This window comes from Pseudomonas sp. FH1 (genome assembly GCF_000510895.2).
GTDB lineage: Bacteria > Pseudomonadota > Gammaproteobacteria > Pseudomonadales > Pseudomonadaceae > Aquipseudomonas > Aquipseudomonas azotoformans_A.
On record NZ_AOHM01000129.1, the window covers coordinates 287,732 to 304,760 of the forward strand.

At 59.4% G+C, this 17,029-nt stretch carries 16 protein-coding genes; 13 read left to right on the forward strand and 3 right to left on the reverse strand.

Annotated features, from left to right (window positions below):
- Positions 1-87 precede the first annotated feature (87 nt).
- A complete protein-coding gene (locus H096_RS29150; RefSeq protein ID WP_033902735.1) occupies positions 88-1,434 on the reverse strand; it encodes an MFS transporter in 1,347 nt (448 codons plus the stop codon).
- A 251-nt stretch (positions 1,435-1,685) separates the two neighbouring features.
- Here H096_RS29150 and H096_RS29160 point away from each other — a divergent pair, with 251 nt between their 5' ends.
- The 3 genes from H096_RS29160 to H096_RS29170 all read left to right on the forward strand — a co-directional run bounded on the left by H096_RS29160 (position 1,686) and on the right by H096_RS29170 (position 6,837).
- Entirely contained in the window at positions 1,686-2,051 is a 366-nt protein-coding gene (locus tag H096_RS29160; protein WP_033902737.1) for a YkgJ family cysteine cluster protein, read from the forward strand.
- Between the two features lie 140 nt (positions 2,052-2,191).
- Positions 2,192-4,456, forward strand: coding sequence for a bifunctional diguanylate cyclase/phosphodiesterase (locus H096_RS29165; protein ID WP_033902738.1), 2,265 nt, complete (start codon positions 2,192-2,194; stop codon positions 4,454-4,456).
- A gap of 203 nt (positions 4,457-4,659) precedes the next feature.
- The gene (locus H096_RS29170) at positions 4,660-6,837 is read left to right on the forward strand and encodes a hypothetical protein (protein WP_033902739.1); all 2,178 of its coding nucleotides are present in this window, start codon (positions 4,660-4,662) and stop codon (positions 6,835-6,837) included.
- A 308-nt stretch (positions 6,838-7,145) separates the two neighbouring features.
- On the opposite strand, the gene H096_RS29175 is transcribed toward H096_RS29170, so the two are convergent.
- Positions 7,146-7,448 (reverse strand): DUF2288 domain-containing protein, encoded by a 303-nt coding sequence (locus H096_RS29175; RefSeq protein ID WP_017735930.1) that lies wholly within the window; start codon positions 7,446-7,448, stop codon positions 7,146-7,148.
- Positions 7,449-7,788: 340 nt separating this feature from the next.
- On the opposite strand from H096_RS29175, the gene H096_RS29180 reads away from it, so the two are divergent.
- The 9 genes from H096_RS29180 to H096_RS29220 all read left to right on the forward strand — a co-directional run bounded on the left by H096_RS29180 (position 7,789) and on the right by H096_RS29220 (position 15,407).
- A complete protein-coding gene (locus H096_RS29180; RefSeq protein ID WP_016975069.1) occupies positions 7,789-8,916 on the forward strand; it encodes a branched-chain amino acid ABC transporter substrate-binding protein in 1,128 nt (375 codons plus the stop codon).
- Positions 8,917-9,141: 225 nt separating this feature from the next.
- Positions 9,142-10,065 (forward strand): high-affinity branched-chain amino acid ABC transporter permease LivH, encoded by a 924-nt coding sequence (livH, locus tag H096_RS29185; protein WP_028619257.1) that lies wholly within the window; start codon positions 9,142-9,144, stop codon positions 10,063-10,065.
- A complete protein-coding gene (locus tag H096_RS29190) occupies positions 10,062-11,315 on the forward strand; it encodes a high-affinity branched-chain amino acid ABC transporter permease LivM (protein ID WP_016975068.1) in 1,254 nt (417 codons plus the stop codon). The genes livH and H096_RS29190 overlap by 4 nt, the downstream gene beginning before the upstream one ends.
- Entirely contained in the window at positions 11,312-12,079 is a 768-nt protein-coding gene (gene livG / locus H096_RS29195; protein ID WP_010212365.1) for a high-affinity branched-chain amino acid ABC transporter ATP-binding protein LivG, read from the forward strand. Before H096_RS29190 ends, livG begins: the two co-directional genes overlap by 4 nt.
- Position 12,080: 1 nt before the next feature.
- Positions 12,081-12,782 carry an ABC transporter ATP-binding protein gene (locus tag H096_RS29200; RefSeq protein ID WP_010212366.1) on the forward strand — a complete coding sequence of 234 codons (702 nt, stop codon included), beginning with the start codon at positions 12,081-12,083 and terminating at the stop codon, positions 12,780-12,782.
- A 171-nt stretch (positions 12,783-12,953) separates the two neighbouring features.
- Complete coding sequence (locus H096_RS29205; RefSeq protein ID WP_033902740.1) at positions 12,954-13,250, forward strand: DUF2282 domain-containing protein; 297 nt, start codon at positions 12,954-12,956, stop codon at positions 13,248-13,250.
- A 23-nt stretch (positions 13,251-13,273) separates the two neighbouring features.
- Complete coding sequence (locus H096_RS29210) at positions 13,274-14,152, forward strand: DUF692 domain-containing protein (RefSeq protein WP_033902741.1); 879 nt, start codon at positions 13,274-13,276, stop codon at positions 14,150-14,152.
- Positions 14,149-14,925 carry a DNA-binding domain-containing protein gene (locus H096_RS29215; protein WP_033902742.1) on the forward strand — a complete coding sequence of 259 codons (777 nt, stop codon included), beginning with the start codon at positions 14,149-14,151 and terminating at the stop codon, positions 14,923-14,925. The genes H096_RS29210 and H096_RS29215 overlap by 4 nt, the downstream gene beginning before the upstream one ends.
- Positions 14,922-15,407: a DoxX family protein gene (locus H096_RS29220; RefSeq protein ID WP_033902743.1), complete on the forward strand. Its 486-nt coding sequence runs from the start codon at positions 14,922-14,924 to the stop codon at positions 15,405-15,407. Before H096_RS29215 ends, H096_RS29220 begins: the two co-directional genes overlap by 4 nt.
- Here the strand turns inward: H096_RS29220 and H096_RS29225 are convergent.
- Complete coding sequence (locus tag H096_RS29225; protein ID WP_033902744.1) at positions 15,404-16,312, reverse strand: LysR family transcriptional regulator; 909 nt, start codon at positions 16,310-16,312, stop codon at positions 15,404-15,406. The two genes, H096_RS29220 and H096_RS29225, sit on opposite strands and share 4 nt — an antisense overlap.
- 104 nt (positions 16,313-16,416) lie before the next feature.
- Here H096_RS29225 and H096_RS29230 point away from each other — a divergent pair, with 104 nt between their 5' ends.
- The gene (locus tag H096_RS29230) at positions 16,417-17,016 is read left to right on the forward strand and encodes a short chain dehydrogenase (RefSeq protein ID WP_033902745.1); all 600 of its coding nucleotides are present in this window, start codon (positions 16,417-16,419) and stop codon (positions 17,014-17,016) included.
- The last annotated feature ends 13 nt before the right edge of the window (positions 17,017-17,029 follow it).

The following is a 17,029-nucleotide window of genomic DNA, read 5'->3' on the forward strand; positions in this document are numbered from 1 at the left end:
AGCCCGCTCCCACAGTTGACCGAGTTCCAACGTTGGAATGCAGTCGAATGTGGGAGCGGGCTTGCTCGCGAAGGAGTCACCTCGGTCTCAAGCTGTCACCGCCGAACCCGGCACCTCCACCGCACTCAACCCCTCCTTCATCTTCTTGGCATCGCGCACAAAACACCGCGACGCCTGGAACAAAAACAGCATGGTCAAGAACAGCGCCACCGGGATCAGGTACATGGCGTCATGCAACCCCACCGCTTTATACGCTTCAGTCATCTGCTCCGCCCCGGCCGCATACATCGCCGAATGGGCGAAATGATCGGAGAGCCCACCCACCACGATCGGCCCCATCCCACCGCCCAGTAAGTACAGCCCGGCAAAAAACAGCGCCATGGCCGTGGCGCGCAGGCGCGGTTCGACCACGTCCTGGATCGCCGTGTACACGCAGGTGTAGAAGTTATAGGCGAACAACCAACCCACGCTGAACAGCGCCACAAACACACCAATCTCGATACGCCCGGCGTGCAACGCCCAGGCGGTGGTCACGGTGGAGATAATCAGGCTGAACGCGGCGAACAACAGGCGACCATTGGCAACACGCTGGTGGATCTTGTCAGCGACCCAGCCGCCGAGGGTCAGGCCCACCAGGCCGGTCAGACCGACGATCACACCCGTGGCAACGGCGGCTTCCTGCAACGGCATCAGGAAATAACGCTGCAGCATCGGCACCAGGAACGAGTTGCAGGCATAGGTGGCAAAGTTGAAGCACAACCCGGCCAGCACCAGCCACAGGAAGGTCGGCACCGCCAGTACGCGGCGGATCGGGCGGTCGACGCGCTCCTGGGAAACCTGCACGGTTTCGGCGGCGCCGCGCTTGGGCTCCTTGATATAGAACATGAACACCGCCAGGATCATCCCCGGTACCGCCGCGATAAAGAACGGTGCGCGCCAGCTGTCGAACGCCTTGACCATCCAGCCGATGGTGAAGAACGCCAGCAACAGCCCCAACGGCAGGCCCAGCATGAAAATGCCCATGGCCCGCGCGCGACGGTGCGCCGGGAACAGGTCGCCAATCAGCGAGTTGGCCGCCGGCGCATAGCTGGCTTCGCCAATGCCGATTCCCATGCGCACCAGCAGAAACGTCCAGAAACTGCCGACCATGCCATTGACCGCCGTCAACCCGCTCCAGGCGAACAGGCCCCAACCCATCAGTTTGCTGCGCGAGCCGGTATCGGCCAGGCGCCCGAGGGGTAGGCCGGCAATGGCGTAGACGATGGTGAAGGCGGTGCCGATGATGCCGAGCTGGAAGTCGCTCAAGTGCCATTCCATGCGGATTGGCTCGATGATGATCGCCGGAATCGTGCGATCAAAGAAATTGAACAGATTAGCGAGGAACAGCAGGAACAGAATGCGCCAGGCATTCGCCGCTTGGGTCGAGTTCTGCATGGGTCCGTCTCTTTTATTGTTATGAGAGCTGCGATGCCCGATGCATCCTGCCCGGTACCTGCAACATAGTCAGCCAGCCCCCGGTTGTCTGTAATGATTCGTAAAGCTGATAGGGCATGATTTCGCCCGGCAGCACGGGACTTGGCCTACAAAAATATAAGTGCCTGCCCCCCTTCCCAACGGCCATGGCCCGGATAGAATGGCGAGCCTTCCGTAACACCCCACCCCTACTTTTCTTATCGATGACGCCCATGTCCGAAGCCAGTCCGTGTCTGAATTGCGGTGCCTGCTGTTCACACTTTCGCGTGTCTTTCTTCTGGGGCGAGTGCGCCTCATCGGGGGGCACGGTGCCCGATGATCTGGTGGTGCAGATCAATCACACCCGCGTGGCGATGATCGGCACCGACCAGAAACCGGCACGCTGCTGCGGCCTTGAAGGGGAAGTGGGCCAAGGCACCCGTTGCACGATCTATGATCAGCGCTCCAGTGTGTGCCGCGAATTCGAGTCCTCCTGGTATGAAGGCGTGCACAACGCCGATTGCGATGCAGCCCGCGCGGCATTTGGCCTGGCGCCGCTGGAAGCACCGTTCGAACTGGAGCTGCCTATGAGCGCTTAGCATCAAACGCTATGAGTGGCATGCCAAAATCGTAGAGGAGCAAAGTGCCATTACTTCTTGGCGAATTCTCCTACACGTCTACACTGGTCCCCATAGGTCATCGCCGTAGGCAGTGACGTGACGCTATGACGGGACATGCTATGGAATGGCTGGGTCTGCATTTTTTTACCGAGCTTCCAGAGAGCGGGCACTTATTACTCAATTGCAGTCATAACCCCTTTTTGGTACTGCTGGCCTACCTGGTCGCCTGCGCGGCGGGTTTCGGCACGCTGGACATGGCCGAACGCGTCGGCCATGTCGAAGACCCTACCGCGCGCCGCCACTGGCGCTGGCTCGGTGCCGGGTGCCTGGCGGGCGGGATCTGGTCGACCCATTTCATCAGCATGCTGGCCTTCCAGGCCCCGATAGCCATCCATTACGAACTGCTCATGACGTTCGCGTCCTTGCTGATCGCGTTGATCGCGTCGCTGATCGCCATGCAAACCCTGAGTCACCCCCACCTGCGCTTCCACCAGTATTTGCTGGCGTCGGTGTGGATGGGCATCGGCATCGCCTTGATGCATTACGTCGGCATGTCGGCCATGCGTTCCCAGGCACAGGTGTATTTCGAAACAAAACTGTTCATGGCCTCGATCGGCATTGCCATCGGCGCCAGCCTGGCGGCCTTGCTGCTGTCGAGTTACCTGCGCAACGGTGCCGGGGTGTTCCACCAGTTGCTTAAATATGCCGCCAGTCTGGTGCTCGGCGCGGGCATCCTGAGCATGCATTTCACCGGCATGGCCGCTATGCGCCTGATGGTGCCGACGGGGGCGGACTTGTCGCTGCCGCTGGACAACAATCCGATTCAACTGGGCTTGTCGGTCGCCGTCATCACCCTGCTGGTGATCGGCAGCAGCATCAGCGCGGCCCTGGCTGACAAGAAACTGCAACATAAGGAACGCGATCTGCGTCGGGTCAATGCGCTGCTCAGCGAACTCGATCAGGCCCGCGCCTCGCTGCAACAGGTGGCCCACTACGACGCCTTGACCAGCCTGCTCAACCGAAGAGGCTTCAACCAGATCTTCGCGGAAAAGCTCGCCGAAAAAACCGCCTCCCACGGCATGATGGCGGTGATCTTCCTTGATATCGACCACTTCAAACGCATCAACGACAGCCTCGGGCATGACGCCGGCGACCAGTTGCTCACCGTGCTGGCCGGGCACATCAAGGGCTCGGTACGCAGCCACGCCGATGTGGTGGCGCGGTTTGGCGGCGATGAGTTCTGCATCTTGATCAGCATCCACCACCGCGACGAAGCCCGGCACCTGGCCCAACGCATCATGCAGCAGATGAAAGAACCCATCGAACTGGCCGGCCGGCGCATGGTGATGACCACCAGCATCGGTATCAGCCTGTTTCCCGATGACGGCCTGACGTGCGAAGAGCTGTTGAAAACCGCCGACCTGGCGCTGTATCAGTCCAAGGATGCCGGGCGCAACAGCCTGAACTTCTTCAGCTCCAACCTGAAAACCCGCGCGTTCCTTGAACTGCAACTGGAAGAGGAACTGCGCGGCGCCCTGCGCACCCGTAACCAACTGGTGCTGTTCTATCAACCGATCTTCGACATGAAACTGGGCAAGGTCACGCGACTGGAAGCCTTGGTACGCTGGCAACACCCACAGCACGGTCTACTGGCTCCGGACCGCTTTATCGGCATCGCCGAAAGCAACGGCCTGATTGCCGAACTGGACCACTGGGTACTGCGCCAAGCCTGTCATGACCTGAGCCTGCTGTCGGAACGGGGTTATACCGACCTGACCATGGCGGTGAACTGCTCGGCCCTGAACCTGGCCCGCGATGAGCTGGCGGATGAAATCGAAGACGCGTTGCGCTTCAGCGGGATCGGCGCCAACCGCCTGGAACTGGAAGTCACCGAAAACGCCCTGATGGGTAACATCAGCAGTACTTTGGCGTTGCTGCGGCAAATCCGCGCGCTGGGTGTGTCACTGGCCATCGATGACTTTGGCACCGGCTACTCATCCCTCGCTTACCTCAAGCGCTTGCCCCTCAACACCCTGAAGATCGACCGCTCGTTTATCCAGGATATTCCCAAATCCACCGCCGATATCGAGATCGTCCAGGCGGTGATCGGCATGGCCCACACCCTACACCTGCAAGTGGTGACCGAAGGCGTGGAAACCCAGGCCCAGTTCGAGCTGCTGCACCAACATGGCTGTGATTTCGTCCAGGGTTACCTGCTGAGTCCTGCGGTGCCAGCCAGTGACATCATCGGTGTAATGCAAGGCATCAACATGCGCAATCCGCTCCACTCACCAAGCGGGGTGAGCACCACGGACAGCCGTACGCCGAAAGAGCCCTCGCCAAGCCGTGGAGGCTCCACGACCATCGTCAGGCCAATTCGCTGACGCCGAATCTTTGGCATTTCGCCATCATTTGCCTAAAGAACGCCGACGAACGGCCGATTCATCAGAGTCCGGCCAGGTTTTCCCCGAAAACACTAGGGTTTAGCCCACTCGCCCAGGACAAGGACGCACTGTAAAGTCGCGAACTCCCATTCCGTGATGGCCCTTTGATACTTTCAGCCATCCGCCCAGGCACATGGCGCACAATGACTTCTAAAAATAACTCTGCCACCGTGGTATCCGACGTGTTGCTCCCAGCTCCTGCGGACACTCCCTCAGGTTCAAAGTCATTGAGCACCGCCCGCCCGCTGGCCACCCAGCAATACCTGTATTTCACCGAAACCAATACCGACCGCATCCTCGACAACCTCGACGGCCTGCGCGACATGGTGTTCCCGCGCGCCCCCCATCTGGAAGGCGACAACGATCCGCGCAACGAGCAGGAATTCCCCTCGGTGTGCCTGATCGGCCTGGGCCGCTGTGGTTCGAACATCGCGCTCGACGTGGCGGAACTGGTGTACAACGCGCGCAAGTTCTACTTGAACGAATTCAGCAACGAAGACAAGTCACAGGACAAGGGTTACAGCCCGGCCCAGTGGATCCGCAACAACCTGCGCCTGGGCAGCGGCAAGGCCAGCAAACCGGTGTTCCTGGTGGAACCGCTGGTAATGCTTGGCGACCTGGACAAGGACATCGCCGGGCGTATCCGCTTCTCGCGCAAGGGCGAAAAAAGCGGCTTTTTGCGCGACTACAGCAAGATGAAAATCATGGACCTGTCTGAAGTCCATGCCGGTGGTGCAGGTAACGCGCCGATCCTCGGCCAGTACCTGGCCAAGATCATCCTCAATAAAGACACCCAGCGTTTTTCCAGCCCTGACTGGAAGATGATCCACTCGTACCTGATCGACTCGTGCGGCATCAAGGCCAACCAGTCGCGCCTGTACTTCTCGATCTTCAGCGCCGGCGGCGGCACCGGCTCGGGCATGGCCTCGGAATTCGGCCTGGCCCAGCAACACTCGTACATGAACAAGACGTTCGACACCAAGCCCGCCGACGAGCACGACAGCAAAAGCGGCCATGCCTTTGTGTTCGAGCCGATCTTCACCAGCGGCATTTGCGTGCTGCCGAACATTTCCGACCACCGTAGCGAAATGTCCGAGGCGCTGCACATCAACGCCGGGCGTTTGCTCTGCAAGTATCTGTCGGAAGAATGGGATTTCTCGTACAACTTCGCCAACGAAGACAGCAGCGAAGCCAGCGTGAAGGGGCGCATCCGGCCGTGGAACGCGATGATGCTGATCTCCAACGACATCATGCGTTATGCCGAAGAAAGCGATGACGGCAACATCCAGAACATTGACGTCAATGCCATGGAAAAACACGCCAACCAGTACATTTCCCAGCAGATCTTCAACATCCTCACCGCCCAGGCCGTGACCACCGACTACGACCAGAACTACTTCCGTCGTGCCGGGATCGACATCGGCGAAACCATTCGCCTGGATGCCAACGACCTGTTCATGAGCCTGGCCGGCCCTGTGGCAATTGCATACGCCGAGTCCGTCGTGCCGGAAACCCCGGCGCCGTCGAGCGACAAGTTCAAGGTATTCGAGAAAGAGCCGCAACGCCTGAACATCGATGACCTGTTCTTCCGCTCCATCGACCTGCCGCACTTCAACAAAGTCACCCAGGCCATCGAAGGCATCAGCCTGCTGCCAATCGAATCCAAGCGCTACAAGGCGTCGCTGGAGCAGTACAAGAATTCGGGCTACGACGCGGCCGCGTTGCATGACCTGCACTTCTTCAAGAACTGCTCGTCGGTGGTGTCGATTGTTTCGTTACCCAAGGACTACAAACTGTCCTACATGGACCTGAACCGGCTCAAGACCCACCTCAACAGCCTGTTCCCCAACACCACCCTCAAGCGCTATGCCCTGGTGATCGGTGCTTCGGCCAACTTGTCGCTGACCACCTTGATCGCGAAAAGCCCGTGCCTGTCGGATGATTTCCTCACGCTGATCGTAGCCTTCATCAAGCGCTGCTTTGCGCGCAACCCGTACCGGTTCGATGACACGCTGGACAACTCGATCCTGGACTTCATCATCCACGAGGACTTCGACGAAGACCGTATCGACGAGCTGCTCAACGAGTTCGAAAACCCGGCGAAGATCCTCGATACCAACTGGTACGCGATCAAGCCGATGTATGAGAAGAAGTACCGCGAGCTGATCAACGACAAAGAGAAATTCGTGTCGATCAATGACATTCGCCTGTCGCGGGATTGCGTGAAGAAGGCGATCAAGTACCTGCGTGAGATCTACCGTCACCGCATCGGTAAGACCAAGGTTATTTCGTTGAATAACCACACCGGCAAGACCGCCTAGACCGAGGCGCCCTCTTCGCGAGCAAGCCCGCGCCCACACTTGAAGGTGTGCATCCTATAGGAATGCGGTCGAGTGTGGGAGCGGGCTTGCTCGCGAAAGCAACAGCCCAGGCAACAGATATCTATAGCCCTGGCACACCTGGAAACAATTCCCCAGTGATTTCACCACGGCCCAACTGTTCCCGTGACGCGCACGTCACCCTCGGCTGTGACCTTTCTCTACGGCAAGATGCCATCACCGCTTCAGCAGTTACTCCGCTACACACTTCCCTCGGCAAAAAACGTGCACCTTTTTCGTGCAGTCTTTTCTTACGCCGCCCTTTCCTGGATCAGAATCCACGGTGAAACCACCACCGCCCACAGACTCGGATCGCGCTCAACCAGGTCCAGCGCCCGCGTCGCAGACACTTCGCCCAGGCTACCAGAGGCCAGCCAGGCAGCGACTTTGTCGCGGTTGTCCTCGGCCATTCCCTCGGCGGCTTCGATCAAATCCAGGCCTGCGTCGACCCACAATAGGGCACCCTTTGCGAAGAACGGCTCAAGCTCCTTCCAGGATATTTCGGCGGTTTCACCAAGCAGCTTGGCATAGAGGGTGCTAGGTTCTTGCGTCATGGGAATTCACCTGAGTAAAAAACGGCGCAATCATAACGTCGTGGCCCTGGTAGAAAAACCCAGTTGCAAATGAGTCACCGAGAGAAAGTGTCAGGAAAGCCAAGGATTGCCCGAAACTCTGGCATCACCCCGCCGCAATTCTGTCTTTTTCTTTCATTTAAGCGACATACCCGGGTTTTGCCCCCAGCAGCCAGCTTTTCAAGCGATCAACCGGCGCTCTACACTGTACCGGTACAGTTGCCAGGGCACTGCCGGGGGGATATCCGAGATATCTGATCCGGTTCTGCAGCTCACAAGGCCGCTAGAACTATAAAAAATACAACAGTAAGAGTGGAGCACTATGAATAAGGCTACTAAGCAGATTTCCAAACTGTTTGCCGCTATGGTCCTGGCTGGGGTTGCCGGCCATTCGTTCGCAGCCGACACCATCAAGATCGGTATCGCAGGGCCTAAGACCGGTCCAGTGACGCAATACGGCGACATGCAATTCATGGGTGCCAAACAAGCCATCGCCGATATCAACGCCAAGGGCGGCGTCGACGGCAAAATGCTTGAGGCCAAGGAATACGACGACGCTTGCGATCCTAAACAAGCCGTTGCCGTCGCCAACAAAGTGGTCAACGACGGCGTCAAGTTCGTGGTCGGTCACCTCTGCTCCAGCTCCACTCAACCTGCCTCCGACATCTATGAAGACGAAGGCGTGATCATGATTACCCCGGCTGCCACCAGCCCGGAAATCACCGCCCGTGGCTACAAGCTGATCTTCCGCACCATCGGCCTGGACAGCGCCCAAGGCCCGGCCGCCGGCAACTACATTGCCGACCACGTGAAGCCGAAGATCGTTGCCGTCCTGCACGACAAGCAGCAATACGGTGAAGGCATCGCCACCGCCGTTAAACAGACCCTCGAGAAAAAAGGCACCAAGGTTGCTGTCTTCGAAGGCCTGAACGCCGGCGACAAAGACTTCTCCTCGATCATCCAGAAACTCAAGCAAGCCAACGTCGACTTCGTCTACTACGGCGGCTACCACCCTGAGTTGGGCCTGATCCTGCGCCAAGCCAAGGAAAAAGGCCTGAACGCCAAGTTCATGGGCCCGGAAGGCGTCGGCAACGACTCCATCTCGCAAATCGCCCAGGGCGCTTCCGAAGGCCTGCTGGTGACCCTGCCTAAGTCCTTCGACACCGACCCGGCCAACAAAGCCATCGTTGAAGAGTTCGCCAAGAACAAGCAGGACCCAACCGGTCCGTTCGTGTTCCCAGCCTACTCGGCCATCGAAGTGATCGCCGGCGGTATTGCCGCTGCGAAGAGCGAAGACACCGCCAAAGTGGCAGCCGCCATCCACGCGGGCACCTTCAAGACCCCTACCGGCGACCTGAGCTTCGACGCCAAGGGCGACCTGAAGGACTTCAAATTCGTGGTCTACGAATGGCACTTCGGTAAACCAAAAACCGAAGTTTCCCCTCAGTAAGCAGGCGTTACTGGTCCAACAAGCCCACTGTGAGAGCAGTGGGCTTTGTTTTACGAGGTTTATGGGCCTGTCACCCGCGATCCGGGCGCTGGCTCACCTGAAAATCTTAAAACCGTCACCAGCGGTTCGCTGGCAAACGCTTTGTGCAACCTGGTCACAGAACAGGGCACAGGCCGGAAATGACTCCACCAGTGAAATGCGTATCGGGTTTTTAGGAGCGCTGTAATGCCTGAGATCTATCATTTTTTCCAACAGCTGGTTAATGGCCTGACCATTGGCAGCACCTATGCCTTGATAGCCATTGGCTACACAATGGTTTACGGCATCATTGGAATGATCAACTTCGCCCATGGCGAGGTGTACATGATTGGTTCCTACGTGGCCTTTATCGCCCTTGCCGGGTTGGCCATGATGGGTATCCACTCCCTGCCGCTGTTGATGACCGCCGCGTTCCTGGCGTCGATCGTCGTGACCAGTGCCTATGGCTACAGTATCGAGCGTGTTGCCTACCGTCCCTTGCGTGGCAGCAACCGTCTGATTCCGCTGATTTCCGCCATCGGCATGTCGATTTTCCTGCAGAACACCGTATTGCTGTCCCAGGACTCCAAGGACAAGTCCATTCCCAACCTGATCCCGGGGAGCATCTCCTTCGGCCCAGGTGGCGCACAAGAAGTGCTGATTTCGTATATGCAGATCCTGGTCTTTGTCGTCACCCTGGTGGCGATGCTGGGCCTGACCCTGTTCATCTCTCGCTCCCGTCTGGGGCGCGCCTGCCGGGCTTGCGCCGAAGACATCAAGATGGCCAACCTGCTGGGCATCAACACCAACAACATCATCGCCCTGACCTTCGTGATCGGTGCCGCACTGGCTGCCGTTGCGGCGGTGCTGCTGAGCATGCAGTACGGCGTGATCAACCCCAACGCCGGTTTCCTGGTAGGCCTCAAGGCCTTTACTGCGGCGGTATTGGGCGGCATCGGCAGTATCCCGGGCGCGATGCTCGGTGGCCTGGTGCTGGGTGTGGCCGAAGCCTTTGGCGCCGATATCTTCGGCGACCAGTACAAGGACGTCGTGGCGTTCGGCCTGTTGGTTCTGGTGCTGTTGTTCCGTCCGACCGGCATCCTGGGCCGTCCGGAGGTTGAGAAAGTATGAGCAGATATCTTAAATCGGCGTTTTTCAGCGCCTTGCTGGTATGGGCCGTGGCCTTTCCGGTACTCGGCCTCAAGCTGAGCATTGTCGGCATCAACCTGGAAGTGCATGGCACCGGTCCCGTGACCCTGACCATCATCGCCCTGTGTTCGGTGCTGATGTTCCTGCGCGTGCTGTTCACCCAGCAGGTCGGCGCCCTGTTCAAGGGCAACCGTGGCCCGTTGGTATCGCCCAAGGTCAGCCAATTCCTGACCCTGCCGCGTACCCAGCGCTACATCATCATCGGCCTGATCGTGGCCGCGTTGATCTGGCCGTTCTTCGGCTCGCGCGGTGCGGTCGACATCGCCACCCTGATCCTGATCTACGTGTTGCTGGGCCTGGGCCTGAACATTGTGGTGGGCCTGGCCGGCTTGCTCGACCTGGGTTACGTGGGCTTCTACGCGGTGGGTGCCTACACCTACGCGCTGCTCTCGCACTACCTGGGCTGGGGCTTCTGGATCTGCCTGCCTTTGGCGGGCATGGCGGCGGCTACGTTCGGCTTCCTGCTGGGCTTCCCGGTGTTGCGCCTGCGCGGTGACTACCTGGCGATCGTGACCCTGGGCTTCGGTGAAATCATCCGTCTGTTCCTGCGTAACCTCACCGACATCACCGGCGGCCCCAACGGCATCAGCAGCATCCCCAAGCCGACCTTCTTCGGGCTGACGTTCGACCGTAGCGCCGCAGAAGGCATGCAGACCTTCCACGAGTACTTCGGGATCGACTACAACCCGGTGAGCAAAGTGGTGTTCCTGTACCTGGTGGCGTTGCTGCTGGCACTGGCTGCCCTGTTCGTGATCAACCGCCTGCTGCGCATGCCCATCGGCCGTGCGTGGGAAGCGCTGCGTGAAGATGAAATCGCCTGCCGTGCACTGGGCATGAACCCGACAGTCATCAAGCTTTCGGCATTTACCCTCGGGGCAACGTTTGCCGGTTTCGCCGGCAGCTTCTTCGCCGCTCGCCAAGGCCTGGTGACGCCGGAGTCGTTCACCTTCATTGAGTCGGCGATCATCCTCGCCATCGTGGTACTGGGTGGCATGGGCTCGCAACTGGGCGTGATCCTGGCGGCGATCGTGATGATTCTGCTGCCGGAAATGATGCGTGAGTTCAGCGAATACCGCATGTTGATGTTCGGCGCCATGATGGTGCTGATGATGATCTGGCGTCCTCAAGGCCTGCTGCCCATGCAACGTCCACACATGGAGCTGCGCAAATGAGCCGCGAGATCCTGAAAGTCGAAAATCTGAGCATGCGCTTCGGCGGCTTGCTGGCGGTCAACGGCGTGGCCCTGACCGTGAAAGAGAAACAAGTGGTTGCCTTGATCGGTCCGAACGGCGCCGGCAAGACCACGGTGTTCAACTGCCTCACCGGTTTCTACAAGCCGAGCGGTGGCAGCATCCTGCTGGACGGCCAGCCGATCCAGGGCCTGGCCGGTCACGAAATCGCCCGCAAGGGTGTGGTGCGGACGTTCCAGAACGTGCGGTTGTTCAAGGACATGACGGCGGTCGAGAACCTGCTGATTGCCCAGCACCGACACCTGAACACCAACTTCTTCGCGGGCCTGTTCAAAACTCCGGCGTTCCGCAAGAGCGAGCGCGAGGCCATGGAGTACGCCGAGTACTGGCTGGACAAGGTCAACCTGACCGAGTTTGCCAACCGCCCGGCCGGCACCCTGGCCTACGGTCAGCAACGTCGCCTGGAAATCGCCCGCTGCATGATGACCCGCCCGCGGATCCTCATGCTCGACGAACCCGCGGCTGGCCTGAACCCCAAGGAAACCGAAGACCTCAAGGCGCTGATCAGTGTGTTGCGTGAAGAAAACAACGCCACGGTGTTGTTGATCGAACACGACATGAAACTGGTCATGAGCATTTCCGACCACATCGTGGTGATCAACCAGGGCACGCCTTTGGCCAACGGGACGCCGGAGCAGATCCGCGACAATCCTGAAGTGATCAAAGCCTATTTGGGGGAAGCGTAAAATGCTGCAATTCGAAAACGTTTCCACTTTCTACGGCAAGATCCAGGCCCTGCACAGCGTCAACGTGGAAGTGCGCCAGGGTGAGATCGTCACGCTGATCGGTGCCAACGGTGCCGGCAAATCGACCCTGTTGATGACCCTGTGCGGTTCGCCCCAGGCCCACAGCGGCAGCATCCGTTACATGGGTGAAGAACTGGTGGGTCAGCAATCCTCGCAGATCATGCGCAAGAGCATTGCGGTGGTGCCGGAAGGGCGTCGTGTGTTCTCGCGCCTGACCGTGGAAGAGAACCTGGCCATGGGCGGGTTCTTCACCGACAAGGGCGACTACCAGGAGCAGATGGACAAGGTGCTGCACCTGTTTCCTCGGCTCAAGGAACGCTTCAGCCAGCGCGGCGGCACCATGTCCGGCGGCGAGCAGCAGATGCTCGCCATCGGTCGGGCGCTGATGAGCAAACCCAAGCTGTTGCTGTTGGACGAACCTTCACTGGGCCTGGCACCGATCATCATCCAGCAGATCTTCGACATCATCGAACAGCTGCGCAAGGACGGTGTGACGGTGTTCCTGGTGGAGCAGAACGCCAACCAGGCGCTGAAAATCGCTGACCGTGCCTATGTGCTGGAAAACGGCCGGGTAGTGATGCAGGGGACGGGCGAGCAGTTGCTGACCGATCCGAAGGTGCGCGAGGCGTATCTGGGCGGCTGATAAAAGGCTCTTGATGAAAGCCATCAGAGGAGCTGGGAAACCAGCTCCTCATTTTTTTGGGAAAAATAAAAGATTTTCCCTACACGCTTGTAACGATTTTCTCCGTACCGTCTCTAGAGGTGTAAGCAGGCATGTAAGCCTGCCACCTCAACCCACTGCTGGAGATACACCATGACGACCAAACTGTCCGCCGCCACCCTCGTTCTGGCCCTCGGTTCCGCCCTGAGCCTGTCCGCCCTGACCACCACCGCCCACGCTGCCGACGACATGCAGAAATGCTTCGGCGTCGCTGAAGCCGGCAAGAACGATTGCGCCGCGGGTGCAGGCACTTCCTGCGCCGGTACCTCGAAAGTCAAAGACCAGGCCAACGCCTGGAAACTGGTCCCCGCTGGCACCTGCCTCAAGACCCCAAGCTCCACCTCGCCAACCGGTTTCGGCCAGGAAGCAGCCTTCACCGCCAAGTCCTGAAACCTCGTAAAACCTGAGTACTGATGATGACCCTTTCATCCCTGCAAGCCGTCTCCCAGGCTCAGGCGCCCGGCCTTCCCCGCCGGGCCGGGCTGGGGCTCAAGCACGAGCATTTCATGGAAGTGCTGGAGACCTCGCCCGACATCGGTTTTTTTGAAGTGCACGCCGAAAACTACATGGTGGCCGGCGGCCCGTTTCATCATTACCTGGGGTTGATCCGCGAGCAGTACCCGCTGTCCTTGCACGGCGTGGGCCTGTCCATCGGCGGCGAAGGCCCGCTGGACCGTGAGCACCTGGCACGGTTGGCCGCGCTGATTGAACGCTATCAACCCCACTCTTTTTCCGAACACCTGGCCTGGTCAAGCCATGGCCCGGTGTTCCTCAATGACCTGCTGCCCCTGGCTTACGACAGCGCGACCCTGCAACGGGTGTGCGAACACGTTGATCAGGTGCAGAGCACCCTCAAGCGCGCGATGCTGCTGGAAAACCCGTCGACTTATCTGCAGTTCCAACGCTCAACCCTGGACGAGACCGACTTCATCAGCGAAGTCATCCGCCGCACCGGCTGTGGTTTGCTGCTGGATGTAAACAACGTCTATGTGTCGTGCATCAACCATCGGCGCGATCCACTTGCCTACCTCGACGCGTTGCCATTGCACGCGGTGGGCGAGATTCATCTGGCCGGTTTTGCCGAAGACACTGACAGCCTCGGCGATCGCTTGCTGATCGATGATCACGGCGCACTTATCGACAACGCCGTGTGGCAGCTGTACGAAAAGGTACTTAAACACGTCGGCTCGGTGGCAACCTTGATCGAGCGGGATAACCAGGTGCCGGCGTTCGGCGTATTACTGGCCGAGGCCCAGCAGGCCGAATGGCATCTGTCGAAGGTGAAAGCATGAGCCTGCACGACAATTTCGCCGAGGCATTATTGGCGCCGGACCTGGCCTGCCCCGATGGCCTGTTCAGCACCAATGGCGCCGATCCCGCCAGCCGCTTCGTGGTGTATCGCAACAATGTGCACAGCTCATTGATCAACGCGTTGGCGACGGCATATCCCGTGACATTGCAGCTGGTAGGCGAAGAGTTCTTCCGAGCGATGGCCGGCCTGTTTGTACAGGCTTGCCCACCCACCAGCCCGTTGATCAGCGAGTACGGCAGTGCGTTCGCGGCGTTTATCCAGGATTTCGAGCCTGCCGCCAGCGTGCCCTACCTGGCGGATGTCGCGCGCCTGGAACGCTTGCGTGTGCGTGCCTATCACGCCGCGGATACCCAGCCGCTGGACCAGCAGACGGTTCTCCTGGCACTGCAAGGCCAGGCAGACTTGGGGAAACTGCGCCTGCAACTGCATCCCTCCCTAGCCACTTTGAATTCAGCCTATGCAGTGGTGGCCGTGTGGGCCGCGCACCAGACCGAAGGTGGCCTGGCCACTTTGAATCCCTGGCACGCCCAGGGTGCACTAGTCATACGTCAGGGCCTGGAGGTTCAAGTCTTTGCTATCGACCACGGCTCAGTCGCGTTTATCGACAGCCTGGCCCATGGCACGCCCTTGGAAAAAGCCGTGGAGCAGGCGCTTGAAACTGCAGCCGAGTTCGATCTGCACCAATGTCTGACGCTGCTGATCAGCCACAACGCCATCACCCATTTGCAACCAGAACAAAAGGTATCGCCATGAATACTCGTCCATCGTGCCTGATCAATCGGGTCATCGCGCTTTTCGAACAGATTCCCTACAGCCTGATCGCCTTTCTCGCACGCTTCTCCATTGCAGCCGTGTTCTGGAAATCCGGGCAAACCAAAGTCGAAGGCTTCGCGATTGATTTGATCAGCGGCACCTTCCAACTAGGCGCACCGAAACTGGCGGCTTCGACATTGCCGCTGTTTCGCAGCGAATACCACGTGCCGCTGTTATCGCCGGAAATCGCAGCGCCTATGGCTGCATTTGCCGAGCATTTTTTCCCGGTGTTGATCCTGATGGGCTTCGCCACGCGCTTCTCGGCCTTGGCCCTGATCGGCATGACCCTGGTGATCCAGCTGTTCGTCTACCCGGACGCCTACCCAACCCATGGCACCTGGATTGCGCTGCTGTTGCTGCTGGTGGCCAAAGGGCCGGGGCGTCTGTCCATCGATCACCTGATCGCTCGTCGCTACGCTTAAAGCCGATCCAGCGCCTCGCCACTGCGCTTGAACCAGTCCACCAGATAGTCGGCCAACACCTGGGTGCGACGCGGCAAGCCGCCTTGATAAGGATGCACCAGGTACATCGGCAGGCTCCGCGTCTGATAATCGCGCAGGAGCCAACGCAAGCGGCCGTCAGCCAATTCTGCTGGAAGCACATAGGACGGCAGCCGTGCGATACCGGCGCCCACCAGCGCGGCTTTTTTCAACAGGTTGTAGTGGTTGGACGCAAAGGTGCCGCTGACCCGCACCCGCAGCAATTCGTGCTGCTGGTGGTACAGCCACTCTTCCCGCCCGCTGTAATGGCTGTTGAGCAGGCAGGTGTGGGTTGCCAGGTCGGCCGGGGTCTGTGGCTCACCATGCTGCTCGAGGTACGCCGGACTGGCGCAGGTCATTTCATGCCAGGCCAGCAGTGGCTTGGCCACCAGGCGCTCGTTTTCAATCGCGCCTGAGCGTACCCCCAAATCAAACCCATCCCGCGCCAGGTCACGGTAACTATTGTTGAGCTCCAGCTCGATCTGCACTTGCGGGTACTGCTTGGAAAATTCCAGCAACAACCCGTCGAAGAAGGTCTCGCCCAACGAGACCGGCACCGTCATGCGCACCGGCCCGGCCAGGTCGTCCTTGAGCCGCGCCAATGCCTGCCGGGCCCGATCTACCTGCACCACCAATGCCTGGGCCTGGGGCAGCAACGCTGCGCCGGCGGCTGTCAGGCTGAGTTTGCGCGTGGTGCGGTGCAGCAAGACCACGGAAAACCGCGCTTCCAACTGGCTGATCCGCTTGGACAACTGCCCTTTGCTGCAGCCCAGTTGCTCGGCGGCCACGGTAAAACTGCCGGCTTCGATCAGCACCGCAAACGCGGCCAGGTCATCCATCTCGCTCATGGATTGTTTCCATTTGAAAACCAAAGGTTGCCTATTAGCGCGTTTATCCGCCCAAAAAGCCACACTAGACTGAATCCTCACTTACCCCCTGGAGGAACAGCACGATGAAAATCCTATTGATTGGCGCCAGCGGCACTGTCGGCTCGGCAGTCAAGGCGGAACTGGCTCAGCGTCACGACGTGATCAGCATCGGCCGCAACAGCGGTGACTTCCAAGTGGATATCAGCGACAGCGCGTCGATCCGCAAGCTGTTCGAACAGACCGGCAAGTTCGATGCCCTGGTCTGTGCGGCAGGCAGCGTGAACTTTGTAGCGCTGGGTGAGATGAGCGAAAGCGATTTCGAACTGGGCTTGCGTGACAAGCTGATGGGCCAGGTCAACCTGCTGTTGATCGGCCGCGAGTACGCCAATGATGGCGCCTCGTTCACCTTCACCAGCGGCATTCTGAACCGCGATCCGATCCGCACCGGCGCCTCGGCGGCACTGGTCAACGGCGCACTCGATGCCTTCGTCAAAGCCGCAGCGATCGAGTTGCCGCGCGGGCTGCGCGTCAACGCAGTGAGTCCGACGGTCTTGCTGGAAGCCATGGACAGCTACGCGCCGTATTTCCGTGGCTACAAACCGGCGTCGGGTGCCGACGTGGCGTTGGCCTACGCAAAAAGCGTGGAAGGCCTGCAAACCGGTCAGACCTTTATCGTGGGGTGATCAGGCTGCCTGT

Coding starts and splice junctions, on each gene's coding strand:
- H096_RS29150 (WP_033902735.1), bottom strand. CDS start 1,434: ATGCAGAACTCGACCCAAGCGGCGAATGCCTGGCGCATTCTGTTCCTG.
- H096_RS29220 (WP_033902743.1), top strand. CDS start 14,922: ATGAATACTCGTCCATCGTGCCTGATCAATCGGGTCATCGCGCTTTTC.
- H096_RS29175 (WP_017735930.1), bottom strand. CDS start 7,448: ATGACGCAAGAACCTAGCACCCTCTATGCCAAGCTGCTTGGTGAAACC.
- H096_RS29205 (WP_033902740.1), top strand. CDS start 12,954: ATGACGACCAAACTGTCCGCCGCCACCCTCGTTCTGGCCCTCGGTTCC.
- H096_RS29200 (WP_010212366.1), top strand. CDS start 12,081: ATGCTGCAATTCGAAAACGTTTCCACTTTCTACGGCAAGATCCAGGCC.
- H096_RS29170 (WP_033902739.1), top strand. CDS start 4,660: ATGACTTCTAAAAATAACTCTGCCACCGTGGTATCCGACGTGTTGCTC.
- H096_RS29215 (WP_033902742.1), top strand. CDS start 14,149: ATGAGCCTGCACGACAATTTCGCCGAGGCATTATTGGCGCCGGACCTG.
- H096_RS29210 (WP_033902741.1), top strand. CDS start 13,274: ATGATGACCCTTTCATCCCTGCAAGCCGTCTCCCAGGCTCAGGCGCCC.
- H096_RS29225 (WP_033902744.1), bottom strand. CDS start 16,312: ATGAGCGAGATGGATGACCTGGCCGCGTTTGCGGTGCTGATCGAAGCC.
- H096_RS29190 (WP_016975068.1), top strand. CDS start 10,062: ATGAGCAGATATCTTAAATCGGCGTTTTTCAGCGCCTTGCTGGTATGG.
- H096_RS29230 (WP_033902745.1), top strand. CDS start 16,417: ATGAAAATCCTATTGATTGGCGCCAGCGGCACTGTCGGCTCGGCAGTC.
- H096_RS29180 (WP_016975069.1), top strand. CDS start 7,789: ATGAATAAGGCTACTAAGCAGATTTCCAAACTGTTTGCCGCTATGGTC.
- livG (WP_010212365.1), top strand. CDS start 11,312: ATGAGCCGCGAGATCCTGAAAGTCGAAAATCTGAGCATGCGCTTCGGC.
- H096_RS29165 (WP_033902738.1), top strand. CDS start 2,192: ATGGAATGGCTGGGTCTGCATTTTTTTACCGAGCTTCCAGAGAGCGGG.
- livH (WP_028619257.1), top strand. CDS start 9,142: ATGCCTGAGATCTATCATTTTTTCCAACAGCTGGTTAATGGCCTGACC.
- H096_RS29160 (WP_033902737.1), top strand. CDS start 1,686: ATGTCCGAAGCCAGTCCGTGTCTGAATTGCGGTGCCTGCTGTTCACAC.